Annotated in this window: 18 protein-coding genes and 4 pseudogenes; 11 read left to right on the top strand and 11 right to left on the bottom strand. The window is 66.6% G+C overall.

What is annotated here, in order from left to right:
- Positions 1-102 precede the first annotated feature (102 nt).
- Complete coding sequence (locus ACTVZP_RS13165; RefSeq protein WP_443212598.1) at positions 103-1,401, bottom strand: HAMP domain-containing sensor histidine kinase; 1,299 nt, start codon at positions 1,399-1,401, stop codon at positions 103-105.
- 4 nt (positions 1,402-1,405) lie between these two features.
- The gene (locus tag ACTVZP_RS13160) at positions 1,406-2,089 is read right to left on the bottom strand and encodes a response regulator (protein ID WP_443212597.1); all 684 of its coding nucleotides are present in this window, start codon (positions 2,087-2,089) and stop codon (positions 1,406-1,408) included.
- A gap of 139 nt (positions 2,090-2,228) precedes the next feature.
- On the opposite strand from ACTVZP_RS13160, the gene ACTVZP_RS13155 reads away from it, so the two are divergent.
- From ACTVZP_RS13155 to ACTVZP_RS13145, 3 genes are read left to right on the top strand one after another with little or no spacing between them, the layout of a single operon-like run.
- A complete protein-coding gene (locus ACTVZP_RS13155; protein WP_443212596.1) occupies positions 2,229-3,584 on the top strand; it encodes an efflux transporter outer membrane subunit in 1,356 nt (451 codons plus the stop codon).
- Position 3,585: 1 nt separating this feature from the next.
- Positions 3,586-4,758 carry an efflux RND transporter periplasmic adaptor subunit gene (locus ACTVZP_RS13150; protein ID WP_443212595.1) on the top strand — a complete coding sequence of 391 codons (1,173 nt, stop codon included), beginning with the start codon at positions 3,586-3,588 and terminating at the stop codon, positions 4,756-4,758.
- On the top strand, positions 4,755-7,856 hold the full coding sequence (locus tag ACTVZP_RS13145) for an efflux RND transporter permease subunit (RefSeq protein WP_443212594.1): 3,102 nt from the start codon (positions 4,755-4,757) through the stop codon (positions 7,854-7,856). The genes ACTVZP_RS13150 and ACTVZP_RS13145 overlap by 4 nt, the downstream gene beginning before the upstream one ends.
- Positions 7,857-7,887: 31 nt before the next feature.
- On the opposite strand, the pseudogene ACTVZP_RS13140 reads toward ACTVZP_RS13145, so the two are convergent.
- Both ACTVZP_RS13140 and ACTVZP_RS13135 read right to left on the bottom strand, forming a co-directional pair.
- Positions 7,888-8,031, bottom strand: a pseudogene (locus tag ACTVZP_RS13140) (IS256 family transposase); the annotation flags it as partial.
- A gap of 180 nt (positions 8,032-8,211) precedes the next feature.
- Positions 8,212-9,120, bottom strand: coding sequence for a LysR substrate-binding domain-containing protein (locus tag ACTVZP_RS13135; protein ID WP_443212593.1), 909 nt, complete (start codon positions 9,118-9,120; stop codon positions 8,212-8,214).
- Between the two features lie 98 nt (positions 9,121-9,218).
- On the opposite strand from ACTVZP_RS13135, the gene ACTVZP_RS13130 reads away from it, so the two are divergent.
- Positions 9,219-9,539 (top strand): nuclear transport factor 2 family protein, encoded by a 321-nt coding sequence (locus ACTVZP_RS13130; RefSeq protein ID WP_443212592.1) that lies wholly within the window; start codon positions 9,219-9,221, stop codon positions 9,537-9,539.
- Complete coding sequence (locus ACTVZP_RS13125) at positions 9,539-10,318, top strand: SDR family oxidoreductase (protein ID WP_443212591.1); 780 nt, start codon at positions 9,539-9,541, stop codon at positions 10,316-10,318. The genes ACTVZP_RS13130 and ACTVZP_RS13125 overlap by 1 nt, the downstream gene beginning before the upstream one ends.
- Before the next feature lie 424 nt (positions 10,319-10,742).
- Here the strand turns inward: ACTVZP_RS13125 and ACTVZP_RS13120 are convergent.
- From ACTVZP_RS13120 to ACTVZP_RS13110, 3 genes and pseudogenes are all read right to left on the bottom strand, one after another.
- Positions 10,743-11,030: pseudogene (locus ACTVZP_RS13120) on the bottom strand (IS5/IS1182 family transposase); the annotation flags it as partial.
- A 665-nt stretch (positions 11,031-11,695) separates the two neighbouring features.
- The gene (locus tag ACTVZP_RS13115) at positions 11,696-12,775 is read right to left on the bottom strand and encodes a hypothetical protein (protein ID WP_443212590.1); all 1,080 of its coding nucleotides are present in this window, start codon (positions 12,773-12,775) and stop codon (positions 11,696-11,698) included.
- A gap of 605 nt (positions 12,776-13,380) precedes the next feature.
- A pseudogene (locus ACTVZP_RS13110) lies at positions 13,381-14,087 on the bottom strand (IS5 family transposase); the annotation flags it as partial.
- A 64-nt stretch (positions 14,088-14,151) separates the two neighbouring features.
- Between ACTVZP_RS13110 and ACTVZP_RS13105 the strand changes: the two are divergent.
- Together ACTVZP_RS13105 and ACTVZP_RS13100 are read left to right on the top strand one after the other, a co-directional pair.
- On the top strand, positions 14,152-14,397 hold the full coding sequence (locus ACTVZP_RS13105; RefSeq protein WP_443212589.1) for a hypothetical protein: 246 nt from the start codon (positions 14,152-14,154) through the stop codon (positions 14,395-14,397).
- Positions 14,398-14,403: 6 nt separating this feature from the next.
- Entirely contained in the window at positions 14,404-14,592 is a 189-nt protein-coding gene (locus tag ACTVZP_RS13100) for a hypothetical protein (protein ID WP_443212607.1), read from the top strand.
- Positions 14,593-14,605: 13 nt separating this feature from the next.
- Here the strand turns inward: ACTVZP_RS13100 and ACTVZP_RS13095 are convergent.
- The 4 genes and pseudogenes from ACTVZP_RS13095 to ACTVZP_RS13080 form a co-directional block, all read right to left on the bottom strand.
- A pseudogene (locus ACTVZP_RS13095) lies at positions 14,606-14,912 on the bottom strand (transposase); the annotation flags it as partial.
- 107 nt (positions 14,913-15,019) lie between these two features.
- Complete coding sequence (locus tag ACTVZP_RS13090; RefSeq protein ID WP_443212588.1) at positions 15,020-15,253, bottom strand: TniQ family protein; 234 nt, start codon at positions 15,251-15,253, stop codon at positions 15,020-15,022.
- A gap of 555 nt (positions 15,254-15,808) precedes the next feature.
- Positions 15,809-16,717, bottom strand: a complete 909-nt coding sequence (locus ACTVZP_RS13085) for a hypothetical protein (protein ID WP_443212587.1) — start codon at positions 16,715-16,717, stop codon at positions 15,809-15,811.
- Between the two features lie 35 nt (positions 16,718-16,752).
- On the bottom strand, positions 16,753-17,661 hold the full coding sequence (locus tag ACTVZP_RS13080) for a DUF4431 domain-containing protein (protein ID WP_443212586.1): 909 nt from the start codon (positions 17,659-17,661) through the stop codon (positions 16,753-16,755).
- A gap of 279 nt (positions 17,662-17,940) precedes the next feature.
- Here ACTVZP_RS13080 and ACTVZP_RS13075 point away from each other — a divergent pair, with 279 nt between their 5' ends.
- The 4 genes from ACTVZP_RS13075 to ACTVZP_RS13060 are packed head-to-tail and all read left to right on the top strand — an operon-like array spanning position 17,941 to position 21,318.
- The gene (locus tag ACTVZP_RS13075; protein WP_443212585.1) at positions 17,941-18,672 is read left to right on the top strand and encodes a hypothetical protein; all 732 of its coding nucleotides are present in this window, start codon (positions 17,941-17,943) and stop codon (positions 18,670-18,672) included.
- Between the two features lie 59 nt (positions 18,673-18,731).
- Positions 18,732-19,190: a hypothetical protein gene (locus tag ACTVZP_RS13070; RefSeq protein ID WP_443212584.1), complete on the top strand. Its 459-nt coding sequence runs from the start codon at positions 18,732-18,734 to the stop codon at positions 19,188-19,190.
- 13 nt (positions 19,191-19,203) lie between these two features.
- Positions 19,204-20,715 (top strand): FHA domain-containing protein, encoded by a 1,512-nt coding sequence (locus ACTVZP_RS13065; RefSeq protein WP_443212583.1) that lies wholly within the window; start codon positions 19,204-19,206, stop codon positions 20,713-20,715.
- Between the two features lie 21 nt (positions 20,716-20,736).
- Positions 20,737-21,318: an FHA domain-containing protein gene (locus ACTVZP_RS13060; protein WP_443212582.1), complete on the top strand. Its 582-nt coding sequence runs from the start codon at positions 20,737-20,739 to the stop codon at positions 21,316-21,318.
- Positions 21,319-21,322 lie beyond the last annotated feature (4 nt).

Genomic DNA, 21,322 nt, shown 5'->3' with positions numbered 1-21,322 from the left:
GTATTCGCTCGCTCTGTCTGCACGAGACCCGCCTGCGCGCCTCGACGCGACCGCCTCTCGGCTGCCTGGGGTTCCATTTTCATCGGTCAGAGACCTCAAGAGTCAGGCGACGGAATTTGTCTGGAAAGTCGGGATGGAAGGCCCCTCTGCCGCGGGCAGGCCGGTGCCGGCATACTCGAAAGGAAGGCTCACGATCATGGCCAGACCTCCGCCGGGTCGATTGGCCGCCGTCACCTGGCCACCATGCAGAGCAATGGCCCGGTATGCTATGGCAAGCCCCAGCCCGACGCCCGCGGTTTCGTTCGGCGGTCCGACGCGAACGAATGGCGTGAACAGCCGGGGAAGATCTTCCTCGGCGACGCCGGGACCTTCATCCTCCACCTCTATTATCGCGCTGTCGTTGGCGCGGACCACCCGCACGACGATCCTGCCGTGTTCAGTTGAGTACTTGAGCGCATTCCGAATGATGTTCTCGAAGCTCCGGTAGAGAAGCTCGGCGTCGCCCCTGATCGGAAGGGTCTCCGCGCCCTCGATCTCGACACTCACACTGCGGTCGTGGCCCTCGAAGGCGGCATCGGCCACGATCGGTTCGATCAGCTCGACCAGGTCGATCGTTTCGATCCGTAGCGGGGCCTCGGCCCTTTCGTAGCGCGCCAGAGTCAGGATCTCTTCTATGAGCTGGTCGAGCCGACGGATGTCGGTTTCCATCTGGCTCAGCATGGAGGCACAGCGGCGCGGATCGGACTCGATGAGCTCCACGGCGGCGCGGAGCCGGGCCAGCGGCGAGCGTATCTCGTGCGAGATGTCGTGAAACAGCCGTTGGCGTCCCTCCGACAGCTCCTGAAGACGTGCGGCGGCGTGATCGAAGGCGGCGCCGAGCTCCAGGAGTTCGCTGTTGGAGGTGCGCAGATCCTGACGTAGCCGCGCGCTCAGGTCTCCGCCGGCGAGTGTCTTGAGACCTCGGCTCACGATGCGGATCGGGCGCGCCAGCCATTGCGACAGCAGGATGGCCGCGATGGAGGAGATCACCGCGCCGAGGGCGAGCGGGGTGAGCATCGGTTCGAACTTCGCCAGTTCCGCAAAGCTGCGAGAGGCCCGCTCGTCGCGGATGAACAAACACCTGCCGGCCTCGTCCCGCAGGACCCCGTCGGCCAGACATGAGGGATCGGCCGCAACCATGAAATCCTCGTGCGCCGGCGCGAGGTCGGCCCAGATGGAGAGCGCGGTCGCGACCCCTTCGACCTCAACCAGGTGGGCCATCTGGCGCGAGAGGACACGCCATTCGAATCTGCGTTGCGCCTCCTCGGGCGGCCCCCAGTCCAGCGTGGCGATAGCCAGCCCGAAGAGAACGAGGGTCACCAGAAGCGCTCCCCAGATCACGGCAAAGAAGCGAAGCGTCACGGGCTTATTCCTCCACGAAAAGGTAACCGATACCCCTGACGTTCATGATCGGCGAGCGGCCGTCCGCGAAGGTGCCGAGCTTCTGGCGGATGGAAGAGATATGCACGTCGATGGATCTGTCGTAGCGGGCCAGCGGCCTGCCAAGGCCGCGAAGCGACAGATCTGCGCGCGATACCGGACGCCCCTGGTCTCCGGCCAGAACCTCCAGAAGGTTGAATTCGATCCCGGTGAGCCTGAGTTCCTGCCCTCGCCAGGAGGCGGTGCGGCGCATTCCGTCCATCCGGAGCGGGCCGCGGGTCACCCCGTCTCCGGCCTTCGAGGGCGTGCCCCGCGCCCGGCGCAGGATCGCGCGGAGCCGTGCCGAGAGTTCGCGGGGAGAGCAGGGCTTGGCAAGGTAATCGTCGGCGCCCAGATCGAGGCCCGAGACCCGGTCGACCTCGTCACCGCGCGCAGTGAGCATCAGCACCGGGATGGTGCTTTCGTTGCGGATGCGGCGCAGCACCTCGAGCCCGTCGACCTTTGGCATCATGATGTCGAGCACGACGATCTCGGCCCGTGCCTCCACAATGCGACCAAGCGCCCGCTCGCCGTCATGGGCCACGGACACCTCGAAGCCCTCCTGTTCGAGATACTCAGCCAGAAGCGCGGTCAGTTCCGCGTCGTCATCAATCAAAAGGACCGAAGTCATCGGGGCCTCCCGTGTCTTGTGGCCGGAGCCATACCGCGTTTCCGGTCTGTTGGGATGGTTTTTACGTTTATTACCCAAATCTTAATACAATTTTACATTGGGGCAGGGCAGAAGGGCGCGGTAACCACCGAGGATCTTCATGCGGTTCATCGTCCTTCTTCCGGCCGTCGCGCTCGCGGCCTGCGGCGTGGCCACCATCGAGCCGGATGCCGCGGCCGCGGTGTCACGGCACTACGGGACAGCAACGCCGGAGGCCTCCGCGACGCTTGACCTGGGGTGGTGGTCGCAGGTGGGCGACCCGCAACTGACCCGGCTTCTGACGCTGGCCCGCAATTCGAGCCCCGATCTGAAGACGGCGGCGGCCAATGTGCTGGCGGCGCGGGCGACGGCCGGGCAGACGGGTGCCGACCTCTACCCGAGCGTGACGGGCGAAGTCTCGGCGACCGTAAGCGGCGGCGAAGAGACTTCGCGCATCACGTCCCGGACGGGTCTCGTCGATGCCAGCTGGGAGGTCGATCTCTTCGGACGGGCCCGCGACGCGACCAAGGCCGACACCCTGCGCGCCAGGTCGGAAGAAGCCTCCTTCGCTGGGGCCTATGTCTCGCTCGCAGCCGAGATCGCAGACGGCTACGTCCGGTATCGGGCCTGCCGGATGGTCGAGGACGTGTATCGCGATGCCGTGACCTCCCAGATCCAGACGCTTCGATCGACGGAGGACCTTGTCGCGGCGGGCATGAGCGCCACGGCGGACCGGTCGCTCGCGCGCGCGAATGTCGCCAGCGCGCGAATTTCACTCGAGACACAGAAGGCCGACTGCACCGTGATCGCGCAGACCATCGCAACGGCGGCCGGCATTCCGCAGGCCGAGGGGCGGGCGATCCTCGCCTCGGGCGGCGGCCTGCCCTCCGCACGGCCGTTCAAGGTGTCGTCGGTGCCTGCCGACCTGCTGCGCCAGCGCCCGGATGTCGTGGCGGCCGAGCTCGACTTCTCGGCAACTCTTCTCGATGTCGATGTGGCCAAGGCAGATCTGTATCCCTCGCTGACCCTGGGCGGAACGGTAACGGCGACGGATGCCTCGAGCTGGAGCTTCGGCCCGGCGCTGTCGCTGCCGATCTTCGATGGCGGCCGTCGCCGTGCCGCGGTGAGATCGGCCAATGCAGAGGCGCTTGCCTCCGCGGAAAGCTATCGCGCTACCGTCTTCACCGCCGTCGGCGAGGTGGAGGAGGCCCTGACCCGGCTCGCAGCCAGCGAGAAGAACCTGTCGAATGCGGGCACGCTCGTGGCCGAATACCAGGACTATTTCGACGCGATCGACAACGACTGGGAGGCCGGGGGCGCGACGCTGCTCGACCGGGAAGATGCCCGCCGGCAGGTGCAATCCGCGCTGATCACCCGCATCACCCAGCGCGAGAACCTGCTTCGCCAATGGATCGCGCTTTACAAGGCTGTCGGTGGCGGCTGGTCCGGTCGCACGCAGACAACGAATGGAGCCTGAGATGCCGAAAGCCCGTACCTTCATCATGATCGGCGTGCTCCTTGCCGGCCTTCTTGGGATCGTCAGCGCAATGACCCTCATACGTCCGGACGAGGACGCGTCGGCGGCCAGCGAGACGACGCAGACGGCAGAGGTTCCGGCCACCACGGCATTGACCGTGGAGGTCGTCACCCCCGAACTGGCCAGCTGGCCGGTGGAAGTCCACGCCAGCGGCTGGCTTGCGGCCTGGCGCGAGGCGGTGATCTCCGCCGAGGTCGGTGGCCAGCGGATCGAGGAGGTGAATGTCGATGTCGGTGATACGGTGAAGAAGGGCGATCTTCTGGCCTCGCTGTCCCGCAAGACCCTTGAGAACGACATCGAGCAGCTCGAGGCCTCGCTTGACAGCGCCAAGGCGCAGCTGGAGCAGGCCTCCGCAGATGCCGATCGGGCGCGGCGACTTGAAGGGGGCGGGTCGATCTCGCAGCAGCAGATCTCGGAATACCTCATAGCCGAGCGCAAGGCCAAGTCCGACGTCGCCTCGGCCGAGGCGGCGCTCTCTTCAGCACGGCTGGACCTCGACCGGACGCGGATCGTCGCGGTGAGCGACGGCGTGATCTCGGAAGCGAATGCTGCCATTGGCGATGTGGTGACCGCGGGAGCGGAGCTGTTCCGCATGATCCGCGACGGGCGGGTCGAGTGGCAGGCCGAGGTACCGCTGAACAAGCTGCGCCAGATCGAGGTCGGCACGCAGGTCCGCATCCCGACCCCGATCGGCGCGATCCAGGGCCGCGTCCGTCAAGTCGCACCGTCAGTTTCGGAAACCAACGGCCGCGTCATTGTCTACGTTGCGCTCGACCAGCCCAAGGAGGGACCGCAGCCCAAGACGGGGATCATGGTCAGCGGCGTCTTCGTCACCGGAGAGCGCGAGGCACTGAGCGTCCCGTCCTCGGCCGTCGTGCTGCAGGACGGATTTTCCTACGTCTTCGTCCTGAACGAAGGCGCCCCGACGACCGTCAACCGCCGCCGGGTCGAGACCGGACGGCGTCAGGACGACCGCGTTGAGATCATGAGCGATCTTCCGGTGGATGCCGATGTCGTCCGCTCAGGTGGCGCCTTCCTGTCGGACGGAACGCGCGTGCGGGTAGCCCCCGAAGAGGCGACCGGGGTCGCCACAGACAAAGAGGCCGGGCAATGAACTTCTCCGCATGGGCCATCCGCAACCCGGTTCCGCCGATCCTCGCCTTCATCCTGATTACCGTCACCGGGCTCATGGCGTTCCAGCGGCTGGATGTTCAGAACTTTCCAGACATGGACCTGCCGACGATCTCGATCTCGGCCTCGCTCGACGGAGCGGCCGCAGCCCAGCTCGAAACCGAGGTCGCGCGCAAGATCGAGGACCAGCTGACCGGGCTCGACAAGCTCGACTCCGTCACGACGACCATCACCGACGGCTCCGTTTCGATCTCTGTCGCCTTTCAGGTCGGCAAGGACGTGCAGGTCGCGCTCGACGAGGTTCAGAACGCTGTCGACCAGGCCCAGAGCGATCTTCCCACGGACATGGACGCGCCCACCGTCTCCAAGAGCGATATCGGCAGCTCGCCCCTCGTCACCTATGTCGTCAGTTCGGACAAGCTGGACGATGCCGAACTGTCCTGGTTCATCGACAACGACCTCGAGCGCGCGCTGATGGCGGTCGAGGGCGTCGGCGAGGTGGGCCGGCTGGGCGGCATCGACCGCGAGATCAGGGTGGACCTCAACCCGGATCTGCTGAACGGCCTCGGCCTCAGCCCGTCGGACGTGAACGCGCGGCTTGAGGAGGTGCAGCGCGACCTGTCCGGCGGCCAGGCGGACGTCGGCGGCGCTTCGCAATCCGTGCGCGTGCTCGCCGCGGCCGACAGCGTGGAAGACCTGCGGGCGACTCCCATTCCCCTGCCGACCGGCAGCTGGGTGCGCCTCGACGAGCTGGGCATCGTGACGGACACCCATTCCGATCTGTCCTCGCTGGCCTACCAGGACGGTCAGCCGGTGATCGCGGCGCAGATCAAGCGGCTCAAGGGCTATTCCGACCTGGAGGTGACCGAGAAGGTGCAGGAGGCAGTCGAGGCCTTTGCCGCTGAGAACCCCCAGGTCACGATCAGGCAGGCCTATACGACCATCCTGCCAACAGAACAGAACTACCACGCCTCGATGGACATGCTTTACGAGGGCGCGGCCATCGCCGTGCTGGTGGTGTTCCTGTTCCTGTTCGACTGGCGCGCGACGCTGCTTGCCGCAATTGCGCTGCCGCTCTCGGTGATCCCGACATTCCTTGTCATGGACCTGCTGGGATATTCCCTCAACACCGTCACCCTGCTCGCCCTGTCGCTCGTGGTCGGCATTCTGGTGGATGACGCCATCGTCGAGGTCGAGAACATCGAGCGGCACATGCATATGGGCAAGAAGGCATATGATGCGGCAATGGAGGCGGCGGACGAGATCGGCCTCGCGGTGATCGCCACGACCTTCACCTTGATCGCCGTCTTCCTGCCGACGGCCTTCATGGGCGGAATCGTCGGAATAATCTTCAAGCAGTTCGGCATTACCGCCTCGGTCGCGGTCTTCTGCTCGCTGCTCGTCGCGCGGTTCCTGACGCCGATGATGGCGGCCTACATGATGAGGACCAAGGCCGAAGCGACGAAAGCCGACGGCTGGGCGATGCGCCAGTACCTGGCCACGATCCGGGGCGCCCTGAAGCATCGGTGGCTTCCGGTTGTTGGCGTGATGGCCTTTTTCATGGCGACCGTCCTTCTTCTCGGGCAGCTTTCGACCGGTTTCTTTCCTGCTTCGGACAACAGCCAGACCCAGGTCAGCATCACCACGCCACCGGGCACGAGCATCGACGAGACCAATGAGATCGCGCGCCGGGCGGCCGCCGCGGTCGCGCGGGTCGAGCACGTCACCGGCGTGTTCCAGGTGACCGGCACCGCCTCGACCGGCGACGGGCCGGACGGCGGCGGCAACACCAGCTCCGTGACCTCGGCCACCATCGTTGCGGATCTCACCAACATCGACGACCGGGACGTCAGCCAGACCTGGATCGAGGCCCGCATCCGCGAGGCCGTCGCCGATGTCGCGGGCGCCAGGATCGAGGTCGGCTCGGGTGGCAACGGCACCGAGCTTCAGCTGACGCTCGCCGGCGACAACTCGGAGCTCCTGCAGGAGGCCGCCGCCGCGCTCGAGGACGACGTCCGCGCTCACATCAAGGGCATCGGCAACGTCACCTCCTCCGCCGCGCTCCAGTCGCCCGAGATCGTCATTACGCCGGACCTTGCGCGGGCGGCCTCCTACGGCGTGACCTCGACCGAGATCTCCGACACGATCCGAGTGGCGACCGCCGGTGCCTACGATTCCGCACTGTCGCAACTCAATTTGCCCGAACGACAGGTCCCGATCCGTGTGCTGCTCGACCAGTCCGCGCGCCAATCCATCGACGAGATCGAGATGATCCCCGTCGCGGGCACAGATGACAACGTCACGCTCGGCGCCATAGCCGAGGTCTCCATCGGGTCATCACCATCGGAGATCAACCGTCTCGACCGGTCGCGGAACGTCACCGTCACGCTGGAGCTCAACGGTCGGAACCTGTCCGAGGTCATGGCCGAGGCTCGCCAGCTCGATGCCTACCGGAACCTGCCGTCGGGCGTGCATTTCGTGGAGCAGGGGGATCTGAAACGGCAATCAGAGCTCTTCTCCAGCTTCGGGACGGCGATGGCGATCGGCATCTTCTGCGTCTACGCGGTGCTTGTGCTGCTGTTCCACGACTTTCTGCAGCCGGTCACGATCCTGATGGCATTGCCACTGGCGCTAGGCGGGGCGCTCTTTCCGCTCGTCGTCACCGGCACGAGTTTCTCGATGCCGGCGGTCATCGGGCTCCTCCTTCTGATGGGCATCGTGTCGAAGAACTCGATCCTGCTGGTCGAATACGCCATCGAAATCAGGCGCCACGGCATGACCCGGTTCGAGGCGCTGGTCGATGCCTGCCACAAGCGGGCGCGTCCGATCATCATGACCACAGTCGCGATGGCGGCCGGCATGCTGCCCGCGGCCCTCAGCCTGGTGGAGGGGGATCCGAGTTTCCGCCGGCCCATGGCCACGGTCGTGATCGGCGGTCTCGTCACCTCGACCTTCCTCAGTCTGCTCGTGATCCCGGTGATGTATACCTTCATCGACGATCTCGAACACCTTGTCCTGAAGCTGTTCCGCGGGAGGTCCCGGGACGCCGTCACCCGGCAAGGGCCAGCGGAGCGACCCTGAAGAAGCTCTCGACCGCTGAAGAGGTGGACCCCAGCGATCGCGGGAACCCGGTCCGGAAGGTCTCGGCTTCGGACGGGCCGATGATCTCCCGGCGCCCTGCGGTATTGGCGGCCACGGCTATCATCGCCGCGACCGGCACGATGCGACTGCGCTGGCACACCTTGAGGTGGGTCGCAAGGCCCTGGTCCTGCTTGGCCAGAAGCTCGGACAGTCCATGTTCGTCTTGGTCATCGGGGTCGCCGTAAGGTCCGTGGTTGAAGTCGCCAAGCCCCACCTCGATGGCGACCCGGGATCACACCGCTGGCGGCTATGAAATCACCAATTCCTCGGACGCGAACCCGGACAAACGCGCATGTCACGTCGCTCCTCCCGCGTCATGCCCTCTCCCTTCGCGGACCATGGCGAGGAAGGCGGTGAACCCCGCCGAGGGGTTGCGGCGGCCGGAGTAATAGAGGCTGAAGCCGGGCCGTTCCGGCGTCCACTCCTCCAGCAGGCGGATCATGCGGCCGGCGGCGATATCCTCCGCCACATCCGCTTCGATGAAATACCCGATCCCGGCACCGTCCAGCACTGCGGCGCGGGCGATGGCGGGTTCGTCCACCGTCAGGCGGCCCCTGGCTTCGAAGGGCAGCGGCACCCCGTCCTTCTCGAAGGGCCAGCGCAGCAGCGCGCCGTTCGGCAGGCGCACGCGGAGGCACTGTCCGGGATCCAGATCGGCGGGCGAGTGAGGCTCCGGATGCCGGGCCAGCCAGGCGGGGGACGCCACCACGGCATGGCGCGCGGGGCGGCCGAGCGGCAGCGCGATCATGTCCCGCGGCACCAGATCGGCGGGCCGGATGCCCAGATCGAAGCCTTCCGCCACGATATCGACCAGCCGCCCCTCGGTCACCAGATCGACCCGCATCTCGGGGTAGCGGCGCAGGAAGGCCAGCACGAGCGGCGCCACCGCCCGCCCCGCCTGCACCGAGGCGTTGATCCGCAGCATCCCCGAGGGCGTGGCGCGCTGCGACCGGACCGTCTCCATTGCCGCACGGATCTCGGTCAGCGCCGGGGCGATGCGGGCGACGAAATCGCGCCCGGCCTCGGTGAGCGCTACGCTGCGGGTGGTGCGGTGGAAGAGCCGCACGCCGAGGCTGGCCTCGAGCCGCCCGATCGTATGCGAGAGCGCGGTGGTCGAGACGCCCAGATCCAGCGCCGCCGCACGGAACGAGCCCTTCCGCGCGATGGCCAGAACCGCTTCCAGTCCCTTCAATCCGCTCTCCATGATTGTCCCGATCCTGTCATCACCAGATGCCGATCTATCCCGATTATCGCGCCGTCCGTCGAGGACTATCCTGGGATCACACCAGACAGGAGCATCCCATGACCCTTCCCACCGCGATCCAGACCTACTTCACCGCCGAGGCCCCGCAGGATGGAGAGATCTTTGCCGCGGCCTTCGCCCCGGAAGCCATCGTCCTCGACGAAGCGAGAAGCCATCACGGCCCCGCCGAGATCGAGGCCTGGTGGCAGGCCGCAAAGGCGACCTATCGCCACCGCGCCGAACCCCTGCAGGTGACCGAGGCCAACGGCAAGACCGTGGTCCGCGCGCGCGTCAGCGGCGATTTCCCCGGCAGTCCGGCGGTGCTGACCTTCACCTTCGGCCTCTCGGGCAACCGCATCACCGATCTGAGGATCGGGTGATGACCGGGTTCCTGACGCTGCAGGGCAAGCGCGCCCTGATCACCGGCGGGACGCAGGGAGCGGGCGCGGCCACGCTCGCGCTGTTCCGCGAGCTCGGAGCGCAGGTTTTGACCTCCGCGCGCAACCGCCCCGGCGACCTTCCCGAGGAGATGTTCGTCCCCGCCGACCTGACGACGCTTGAGGGCTGCGAGACGGTGGCCGCGACGGTGCGCGACCGCTTCGGCGGGGTGGACATCATGGTCCATATGCTTGGCGGATCCTCCGCGCCGGGCGGAGGCTTCGCCGCTCTGGGCGAGGCGGAATGGCAGGCGGAGCTGAACCTGAACCTCATGCCCGCCGTCCGCCTCGACCGCGCGCTGCTGCCCGGCATGGTGGCGCAGGGGGCGGGTGTCATCGTCCATGTCACGTCAATCCAGCGCCTCCTGCCGCTGCCCGAGGCGACCACGGGCTACGCTGCCGCCAAGGCCGCGCTGTCGGCCTACAGCAAGAGCCTGTCAAAGGAAGTGGCGCCCAAGGGGGTGCGCGTGCTGCGCGTCGCGCCCGGCTGGATCGCGACCGAGGCCTCGCTCCGGCTGGCCGAACGTCTGGCCGCCGAGGCGGGCACCAATCTCGAGGGCGGCAAGCGCATGATCATGACCTCGCTCGGCGGCATCCCTCTCGGCCGCCCGTCCACCCCTGATGAGATCGCCAGCCTCATCGCCTTCCTCGCCTCGGACCGCGCGAGCAGCATCACCGGGGCGGAATATGTGATCGACGGGGGAACGGTGCCCACGGCGTGAGAGCCAAGGCTGCACGGCCACGGGTTTGCCCGCTTCAACGACGTCCCAAAGCGGTGCCGCGTGGTGGATGACCACCTGCTGCCGGCTGGCCGACGCGTCAGGCATCGGCCGGACGCATCACAGGTCCACGCTCTCCGAGAGGGGCATTCCCAAGGTCGACACTGAGGTGGCGAACCGCTCCGTCCACCCTGGTGTGGCCTGGCAGCAGTTGCACGGCATGCAGGTCCCTTACTTCCTTAGGGCTGCTCAACTTTCGTCCTCCGCACGCACGCCGCCATCCTGCCGCGCCTTTTCAGGTGGCAGGGATAAGGGTGTCGGGGCCCGTTCTTGTACACATATGTCCCACACTGGTTACGTCAGGCGGCTTGATGGGCTCTGTGCACAAATCTGGTGACGGCCGGAGTTCCCCTGTCCCCGGACAGACCTATCCCACGTACTCTGTGACGGGTGTTCCGAGCGCTGTGAAGCCGTTAAGGGCGGCCACGCGCACCTGGAACTCGGCGACCTGACGGTCGAAGTCCCGGGCTGACAGGCGCTGCCCCAGCAGCTTGACGCAATGCATCTTGGTCTCGGCGCGGCTTCGGCGGTAATATCCGCTCCATCGTCGCCAGATGGTCCTCCCGACGCGCTTCGATGTGCGCTGGATTTCGTTGCGAGCGATCGCGCCGGCGGTGCCGGGCTTCCAGGGTTGGGTGTCCTTGCGGGGCGGTCGTGAGGACAAGCGGGCCTTCCAGTGGAAGGACCGCCTGCACGACCGCCCCGGAAGATCACCATCCGGCGTCGCGAACATGGTCGCGAGACCGAAGGAGGCTGCCAGCTCCTCTCGGGTTGGCTGCCACGCCTTCCTGCTCGTCTCGAAGGTCTTCGACATGTCGGAGACCAGCCCGATCACCAGCCCGCCGGGCACTCCTTCGGCCATGCGGTGCGTCGCATGCTCCGGCCGGACCGCTGCGTGCTCGATGAGCATCACCGTCCTTGCGAGATCACCGCTGCGCTTCTCGAGGAAGGCGTCGCTTTTCAGCGGCAGCGCGATGGCTTTTTGGGCCGAGAACACCTTGCCGGCTCTGCTGATCGCCGGCGCCATGCCGCGGATCGTGACCCAGAGGCCGGAATGCGTCGCACCTCGGTCGCCAGCCAGATGACCTTCATGCCGCCGGTTGTCCGATCCTCACCCGGAGGAGACCTTAATATCTGCATCAACGGAACGACGCTCGTGAATGGACATCTCGGGCGGGTCACGCGCAGAGTCCGGCAATCTACGGAAACCGGTTGGCGCGACGCCCGGATCCATGCGGTCGTCGAGTGGAACCGCCGCGACACATGGTGGGCGATCCTGCCCGAAATCCGGTGGCAGTGTGCCCGACGAAACAGGCCGGGTCATGCCGATCGCGCGTAAGGAGGGAGGCGCTCCTTCCCGGGGAAGGCGGGCAGAGCGGTCATCAACTGGGCGCGCAAAGATGTCCACCAGGTGCCGAGCGACGTTATGAGGATCCCGAGAAGAAGCAGGACCACCGCCTTGTGGACCGGTCCGCCAACCTGTTGACCTCCTTGCACCAGCCACGCGATGACGAGCGCAAAGTAGACAATGCCGGCGGTCAGGAACGAGCGGCGGTCGATGATCAGGGCGATCGCCGTGACGACCAGGAGAGCGGCCGCGGTCGCCAGGACGCCAATGGCGCCGCCCATGTTGAACAGGGTCATGGCGACGGTATTGACCAGTGCCGGGGCTGCCAGCAGGTGCAGCCAGAAGCCGGTCGCGGAATGGCGGCCAAGCCGATAGGGATCGCGGCTGTCGAACCAGATGCCCGCCGCGAAGGCCATGAGACCGAAGACCAGCGTGGTCATCGAAAAGACCGGGCTTTTCTGGAGATCGAAGACGAGACTGTGAAAGCCGGCCGAGATGCCCCCCGCACCTGCAAAACCCGCCGTCAGCGCGTAGAGCGCCACAAGAACCGCGAGGCCCAGCGCGAACATGGTGAAGGGCAGGCGAAACCGCCCGTACCACAACAAGAGCGCGCCGGCCGTCGCCAGAGCCGACAGCACGATCCCGCCATGGTCTCCTGCCTGGAACATCAGCGGGGCGGACAGCAGGAACATCGCGCCGCCAAAGACGCAGACGAGGACGATGCTCGGCAGCGTCATGCGTCGCTTCAACGTGAAGTACTCGGCACCTCCCCATGCCATGGCGGCGCAGGCTGCCGACACCATGAACATGACCCAGCCACCGCCGCCGAGCACAGCTTCGAGCAGGACAACTCCCGCGAAGAGGATTCCGAGACCAACCGCGACGAAGATCTCGGCAAAGCCGCGGAAGAACTCGAAAGGCTCGTCCTCGGCCGGCAGCGCCATACGCCGTCCGGCTCGGTCATGGGCAAGGGCAACGACAGCCGATGCCTGCATCTCGGTCAGATATCCGGCGGCGACGCTGGCACGCAAGTCTTCGGATGTGAAGGTCATCTTTTCCACCAATTACGTTTTGCTGCCAGTCGACGACGATGCCGATGTCCATTCCGGCCGCGCCATGTCCGGTGTCCGTATGCCTCTTCCTGACCATCCCCGCATTGAAGAGCGCCGGTTGTCCGGCCGTGCATCTGTCTTGCACGTATGAAAGGTGCACCCGCGTCATCACCCATTGTGGATCCGCATCCTGCCTGAGACATGGGGATGATAAAGCTCACGGCGTCCTCTTGAAAGGTCCTGCAGAAACGGCTGAGGGCACCCGGAAATAGACCAATCCTTCTCGTGCCGCTGACATGGCACCAGACCGGCCTGCAGACCCTGAACCGCTGCCGAGGCGATCGCACCGTCTGCAAGGCCAGGCGGAAACGAGGAGACGCGATTTCGACGACCACGATATACCCGCAACCACCGCTGCTTCACTGCCCGGCAAAGTCGGAGGCCCAGGTCCGGACCCGGCTTCCCTTGTCCCTGCGGCCGTCCTCTGGTCGCCCTGATCTCATGCGCAAGGTGCCCGAGCAACAAGTGAGCGCGGCGAAAACCCCAGTTCGTGGCTCGCCTGGGTGATCGTGGCGGTTTCCGTCGGCGCCGAAGATCCGCTTGGCGGAGGACGCCCTGTCGAAGACGAACGCGGCGGCACCTCGGGCGGCGCTGGCGTCACGACACTTGCGGAGTGTCGAAAGCGCCATCGGCTGTGACGGTGGCGTTTCCTGTTCGAGCGGGATCTGGTCCCGCAACTCAGGCATCATGGGCGCGTCCCCAACGTCGCTGGTGGTGAACTCGGCGGCTCGGATCTCCAGTGTTCGTCGCGGAAACGCCCCACCGGGGCCTTTCCCGATCCTCCTCACTCTCGTCGATCCCGATGTGGATCTTGCGCCAGACGCGCCTTTTCGTGCCGCCATGTTTGCGGGCGTTCCATTCCCCTTCGCCCTCGAACTTGATGCCGGTGCTGTCGATCAGCAGGTGCAGCGGGCCGTCCGAACCGCGGTAGAAATGTTCACCTTCAGGGTCTTCTGGCGGCGGCTGGGAGCGCTGAAGTCAGGCATGGCCCAGTCCATGCAGATCAGCCGCAACAGACTCCCTACGAACCCGGTCGTGTGCCTGAGCGCCATGGCGAACAGCACCTTGATCGTCAGACAGGTCTGGATGGCGGTGTCGCTTTAGTCGGGCTGCCGCCCGCGCTTGCCGATCGGGGTGGCCTCCCAGGTCATCGAAAGCGTCGAACCAGATGGTCAGCGAGCCACGGAGCTTCAGCGCTTCGTTATGGGCGGGCCAGCTTGGTCTTGTGGGTCGGGGGTGTTGGTCTGCTCATGAAGCCTGGCTGCCACGCTGGATTCACGAGATGAATCCAGCACGATTTTGTGCAACAGAGCCCCGTGAAGGAGATCCGCCGGGGCGCTTACGAGCTGGATAACGGCAAGGGGCGCAACGAAAAGCCGTTCGTTGGGCGCGACGAGCACGAGGATCCCCTGACCGTCGGCTACGAGACCGCGCAGCTGGTGGAAGAGTTCCTCGATGAACGCCAAGGCCGAGGACCAACTGGACGCGTCGACCGGCACCGATCGTTTCCGCGGCAAGAAGACGAAATCGCGGCGCAGGGCCGTTCAGGACTGGAGCGATGACGGATGATGACGGAAGACGACATCGAACGCGGGCGCCGCATCAAGAAATCGGCCGAGGTCATCGCCGGACTTTACAAGCGGTTCTTCATCATCGAGGAGTACCGCAATTTCCGGACGCGGGTGATCAAGGTCCTGAGCAGCACGAGGCCAACCTCTCCATCGGCACCACGGAACAGGACGGAGCGGCCCTTCTGAGGCCCTCTCGATGTGGGGCGATCGGCGGGCGATGCTGAAAGAAGGTCTCGCCGGTGAAGTGCTGAAAGCACGGGTTCTCCACCCAGCGCGCGACCACCGCCTCATCGGAAAGCCGGAACGCATGCTGGAGGTAAAGCAGTCCCGCCACGAGCCGCGGCGACGTAGCCGGTTGACCGATCGTGGACGGGAAGAAGCCAGCCCATTCGCGCGAAGAACTCCCAGTCGATCAGCGCCGCCAGTTTGTGGCGCAGGTCGATCATGTCGACGAGGCGCGGCCGGAAGAGGTCATTCTGCTCGGGCGGGCGCGGACGGTGCTTCATGCGGCGGGCCATAATCGCAGGGTTCTGGCCGAATCCTGTGACATCCTGCAGCCCATGGCGACAAAAGCCGCCGGTTTCAGGCGCAAGATCAACCACTTCGCTGTTGTTCAGACCGGACGGACGAGGCTCCACGCCATCAGATTGGCCCATGCAGCACCCGACAGATGCGCAAGCCGTTCGAGCGCCGCACATTTCGTATCGACGACGGTTCCGAACACGACGCCCATGTCGCTCGCGGACTCGCGGGTGCAGATGCTGTTCCGTGCTGCAAGGCGCGACACGAAGGAGTACGCGGTCTCTTGAGGCCGCAATGGCAAGGTTAGAGCAAGATGGTCGGACAAGATGGCTCGTGAAGACGGCTCCCACAATCTACCCAGGGTGGAGCTGCCAACAAGGCCGCTGAGTTCTGCAGACGACATTTCTCATCGATCAGTCCGGCTGTTGATGCCGCGGCGAGCCCGCACGGGGCCGAAGGCGGGCTGGTGGCACGAATGACGGCTGTTGGCGAGGATGGCTCGATCTGAATGGGAGGCGGTGGTTGTTTCCCGGCATAGAGATTGACGCGCATCACGATCCGTCTCGCGACGATGCCGACGGAAACCTCTCCACGGCCCAACAAACTCCTTCTGGGCCTCTGGACCCGAACCGGGTGCGTTGTTCGCGCGGGGCGTTACCGCTCAGGATCGCGCGCCGCACCGACCCGGCTCTGGTGGTCGCGCTGGGGCGCTCGGGTCGTCTGGCGGACTGCTAGCGCTACCACCCTGGGCCTGCCATGCGGCGGCGCTCGTGCAGGCGTGGCGCGCTGGTGCCGGGCATTTTCCGCCCGGCCGATCCGCTCGCGTCGCTTCCGGCGCTGGAGCGGAGCACGGACGGACGGCATGATGGGGCCCGGGCCTTCAAGGGCCGGGCAGGGAGAGGGGCGTGAGGATGCGCTCGAACTCGGCGAGCAGGGGCGCGCCGGCCGAAGCGGGCTCGGGATCCGGCACGTCGGAGGGCACGACACTGGTGTAGTCGTCGGTATTGCCCCGCTCGGCATCAATCAGGCGGGGATCATCGGCGCCCGCTGTCTCATGGAACAGGGGGGGCCGCACGCTCGCGACGGCTGGCGGCACGGGGTAGAGAAGCGGCTCTCCCCTGCCGGCCGAGATGCTGTTGGCCACCGTCCTGAGCACGTTGATCCGGTCGGCCGGTGCGGCGACCAGCACGCTCGACCACGCTCCGTCGCGGAGATCCGAGCGCAGGTAGAACACGCCCAGCCGAAAATCCCCGTCCCCGAAGATGGCGTGGAAGGGGGCGTAGGCTGACCAGACCCGCAGGCGGGACTTCGGCGCGGGGAAGTAGCTGTTCCTGTTCGGCTGGGCGTTGCGCCGGATGTTGTCTCCGACCGCCTCGGCCGCTTCCACCGGCCCGCGCGCGGCATAGATCGCCACCTCGGGGCCGGCGTGGGTCTGCGTGAAGTCCGGCCCGATCGCGCGGCCGGTGGCGGAGTCGCCAGGCACGAGCAGCGAGCCGTCCAGCGCCGGAAGATAGTCGACCTGCCAGCCCGAGGCCGCGAGCCGTTGGCCCGCGTCGGACAGGAAGCTCTCGACCTCGGCGGCGGTGAGGCGGCAGGGCGGGGCGCAGCCGAGCGCCTGTTCAAGCGCGCGCCGGCTCATGCCGCCCCACTCTCCGTCGAGCATGCCGTCATAGACGTCCGCGAAGGACAGCGCGGCCTGGAGAAAGCGGATCTCGGCGCGCGAGAGGCGGGCGGGGTCGAAGGGCCGGTCCTCCGCCTGCGCCTCCGCGGTCACAAGGAGAAGCGTCATCAGACAAGCGGCCAGCGATCTCATGCCAGGGCGCCTCATTTCCTGATCACCAGGTCGAGCACAGCCGTCCGCGCGTCGGCGCTCCAGCGGCAGTCGATCCGCGCCTGTCCCGCCGGTCGCGAAAGGCCGCCTTCCCGCGCGCAGCTCAGCACGAGGCCCGGTGCGACGCCGGCTGCCGCTGCTGCGTTGGCGCAGCTTCGGATGCCCGCCTCGAGGCTGGCGGAGTTGAGCGTGAGCCGGCAGCCGAGGGCGATCGCATCGCGGCTGGGCGCCGTGCGCAGCGCGATCACGTTCTCGCTGTCGCCGGCGAAACAGGTGGTGCCGTCGGCCTCGGTCGTCCGGCAGACCGGCGGGTCGGACAGGACGAGTTGCGGGAAGAGCCGCGCACTCTGGGCGTCCCGGAAGGGCAGCTGATAGGGAACGGGCGTGACGGTGACCAAGGGTTCCTGCCGGGGGGCGGCGGGCGGCCGGTCCGTCACCCCGCCGTCCAGCAGCAGGCGGGTCATGTGGTGGGCGGTGTGGGCATGGTAGGGAGAGCCCGTGACGGTCACCCGATCGCCCGCCACGCCCTCGAGCCGGGTGACGGTGATCTCGGTCACGCCGACGATGGCCGGTTGCGGTTCGTCGGGATCGGGATCGGCGTAGATGCAGATCGGCGATGGCAGCTTGAGCACCTCGCCGCTGACGTTGCGGTAGCCGTCGCTCATAGGGTCGGGCGTGTGCCATGTCCGCCGGACGATGGTGCCGCTGAGCGTCATCGTTCCTGCGTAGCTGTGGCAGGGCGCCGGGGGAAGGGACAGGTCTTCAGGGATCGCGATGACGTTTGAGAGGGGGATGGCGCTTTCAGCCAGCGCCGGGGCCGCGACTGGCAGCAGGGCTGCGAGGGCGATCCACGGCAGGGCGCGCGCGCGGCGGGGTTTGGGCGGAATGGTACGGCTGCGCAAGGCGGCACCTCTAACGATTGCGCCGCCAAGAATAGGAAAGGGTCATGGTGCCTGTAAACCGGCTATCGCCGGGACACCCGTTCATTGCGCGCCGGTGATTTTAGCAATGCGGAAGTTTGGTTAATTATCAAGATGAAGTATTGCAGCATAAAGGCCGCGACCTGTTGAAGCAGGGGGCGGGCCGAATTGCTGCAAGGATAAAATCGAAGCCATCCCGGACTTGCGAATCAGTTTCGGTTCGTCGGTAATGCCCTCACATGTTTTTGAACGGTGATGCCTTTGACCAGTAAGCTCCTCACAGCCGCATTTGTCGGCATGATTGCACTTGCCAGCGGATGCACGACGGAATCGGTCGGCCACTCCACCAAATCCGCGCCATCCGCGTTTTCGGTCAGCAGCAAGACCCCGAAGGAAGTCGCGCTCGAGAAGCAGGTGAAGTCGCTCAACCAGCAATCTCGCGACATCGTGGTCCGCAACACGGTCGAGGGTGCCATGGCCGGTGCGGTGGTGGGATGCGGTGTGGCGCTGCTCTTTGGCGGTAACGGCGACGATTGCGTGAAGGGCGCGGCGGCTGGTGCGATCGTCGGCGGCGTCGGCGGGAATGCCGTTGGCCAGCAGGCGGCGCAGAAGAACCGCGACCTGGTGAAGCGCGACGAGGTGCTGGCGAAGCTGAAGGGCATCAACGCCTCGCTCGGCTCGGTGCAGACGAACCTGCGCGATGTCCTGCGCTCGCAGAATGCCGAGATTGCCTCGCTGCGGCGGCAGGTCGGCGCCAACCAGATCACGCAAAGCGCCTATGACAGGCGGGTGCGGGCGATCAACTCCAACCGGACGGCGGTCGTGAAGGGACTGCAGACGGCGGAGACGAACGTAAACAAGGAGCGCATTGAACTCGTCTCGCTGGAGAAACAGGGCGGGCAGTCGCTGTCGACGCTGCGCTCGGCCGCATCGAGCACCGAGAAGCGGCTGGCAAGCCTGCGCAGCACCGTCTCGCTCATTCCGACGAAATGAAGAAAGCGGGGCCGGCGCGGAGTGCCGGCCTATTCCTTGCCCGCAGAGGATAAGCCTGCATGCGTTCCAATTCCTTGCCCGTCGTCGCACTTCTGATCGGCACGGCGCTTGCCGGATGTTCGGGATCGACCGATCCCGCGACGGCGCATCTTTTTGACAATATCGCCAACCTGAATTCCGGCGAATACGATCGGCAGATCGCGCAGAAGGACGCCGAGGCGGCGGCCATCGTCCGTTCGAACCAGCGGATGCAGGGCGATATCGACTCGATGCAGCGGCAGTCGAACGTCAATCGCCGGACAATCGCGGGGCTGAACCAGCAGATCGCCTCGGCCCGGTCCGAGGCCGCCTCGGTCCGCGGCCAGCTGGGCAGCGACAGCATCCGGCTCGGCCAGCTGAACGGGTACGAGCGCCAGCTGGCTGCGGTGGAGCGCGAAGCCTCGGCCGGCAGCGATCCGGCGGTGCTGCAGGGCGAGGTCGCGCGGATCCGCGCCTCGATCCGAGCCTTGGCCAACTGAGCGGAGCAGCAGCATGATGCAGGCAATTGGCGGCCTGGGGCGGGGTGTCGTCCTCGGGCTGGGCCTCGCGTTCGCCGCAACCGGCGCTGGCGCGGACGGCGTGGCGGAGACCCGCTCGCCCGCGACGGGGCTTGCGGTGGTGGACTGCAAGCCAGCGGCCCCCGCGCCGCAGGACAGCTGCACCCTGCGCATCCCGCCGCTGCATTCGCGCGGCGACATGCGCGGCTCGGGCTCTGGCTTCTCGTTCATCCGGCCCGCGGACAGCCGGTTCCCGGCCGCGGTCCTCCCCTCGGCGACAATGCTGCTGATCGACCGTACCCCGGGTCCGGGCGGGGCGCGCAAGCCTTTCATCCGGTTCGAGAAGGAGCTGGTCGAGCGGTTGATCGGCGCGCTGCCGCCGCAGGAGCTGGTGGCGATCTACACCTTCGACGAAGGCGGCACTCTCCAGCCGCTCGTGCCCTTCACCGACCTGCGCCAGCGCGCGATTGCCGGGCTCGATGGGTTCGTCGCCGGCGGGGTCAACACGCATATCGCGCTGAACCTGCTCGACGCGATCAAGATCCTGTCCGAGCGCGACGATGTTCTCTACCGCAACATCGTCGTCGTGACCGACGGCGAGGAGGAGGGGCTCTTCGACGACACGGTCCACGCCCGCGCGGTGGAGGAACGGATCGCCGTGTCGTCGCTCGGCTTCTTCTGGCGCGGCACCGGCAGCGCCGAGATCGGGCGCGCGAAGGACTACCTGGATACCCGCATCACCACGCCGGGCTTCGGCCTGACGACGACCGTCATGCTGCGCAACCGGACGCAGGCGCTGGCAGCGGTGGACGAATTCGCCGGGCGTTACGTGTCGGCGCTGCAGCAGTCGGGCCTGATCGTCCCCGAGGGCAAGCCCGAGGCCGCCGATGTGGTGGTCGAGACGGAGGCGCCGAAGGTCGGCGCGCCGGGCGGGACGGAGACGATCACCCACCGTGTCCGCTTCGAGCCGCACAAGGCCGAGGTCGGGCCGGCGGAGGAACCGAAGGCCGAGCCGGGGCTGATCTTAGGTTATCCGACGATGTTGGTGTTGGGCGGCGGGGCCGGCGCGCTGTTGCTGCTCATCGGCCTTGTCGCGCTGGTCATCTTCGTCCGTCGCGGCGGTGATGGCGGCGAGGACGAGCTTCCGCTGGGCGAGGACGACGATCTGGACCTCGGCGCGCCCGGTCGGCCGATGATGGCGGCCCCCGCCGCCCCGGTGCGCGCCATGGCGACGCTGGTGCGCGAGGACACGCGCGAGCGGCTGGTGGTGCCTTCACCTGCGGCCACCATCGGGCGAGCCGGAACCAATGCCGTCCCCATTCCCGACGACAGCGTGTCGCGCCTTCATGCCGAGCTGAAGCTGTCCGGCGGCGGCCTGATGCTGAGCGACATGGGCAGCCTGAACGGCACCTTCGTCAACGGCCGCCGCATCAAGGAGGGGACGCGCGTGAAGGACGGCGACCAGATCGGGTTCGGCCAGATCCGCCTTCGGCTCGTCGCGCCGTGAGCAGATACAGGAGAGACTGACATGCCGAGCGACAAGACCAAGTGGATCTTCGAATCCGACGACCGACCGGCGCGCCAGCGCGACTTCACCGACCTCGGCCCCGACGATACCAGCCTTCTGGGGCCTGCGCCCGGGTTCGGCGCGGCGCCGACCGCGCTGGATGCCACGCGCATGGTGCAGGTGGCGGACGAGCGCACGCGGATCGAGATCGTCGAGGCCATCCCATTCGAGGAGGAACTCGATCCCGTGGTGGGCTGGCTCGTGGTGACGAAGGGGCCGGGGCTCGGACGCTCGGTCAACATCGGCGCGGGGATGAACATCGTCGGCCGCGAGAGCAGCTGCCGTGTCAGTCTGCCCTACGGCGACATGACCATCTCGGGCGAGGATCACCTGCGGATTGTCTATGACGACGTGAGCCGGTCGTTCCTGGTCGTTCCGGGCAGCGGCAAGAACATCACTCGGCTGAACGGGCAGGTGGTGACCGCGACGCTGCCGCTACCCACCCATTCGACGCTGGAGCTGAGCAAGAAGACCACCGTCCGCTTCGTCGCATTCTGCAACGAGGATTTCGACTGGGGCGACATCGCCCCGCCCGAGGCCTGAGACG

It is taken from the genome of Rhodobacter sp. NSM, from assembly GCF_052244495.1.
Lineage (GTDB): Bacteria > Pseudomonadota > Alphaproteobacteria > Rhodobacterales > Rhodobacteraceae > Cereibacter_A.
This window is presented reverse-complemented; position numbering and strand designations above follow the sequence as displayed.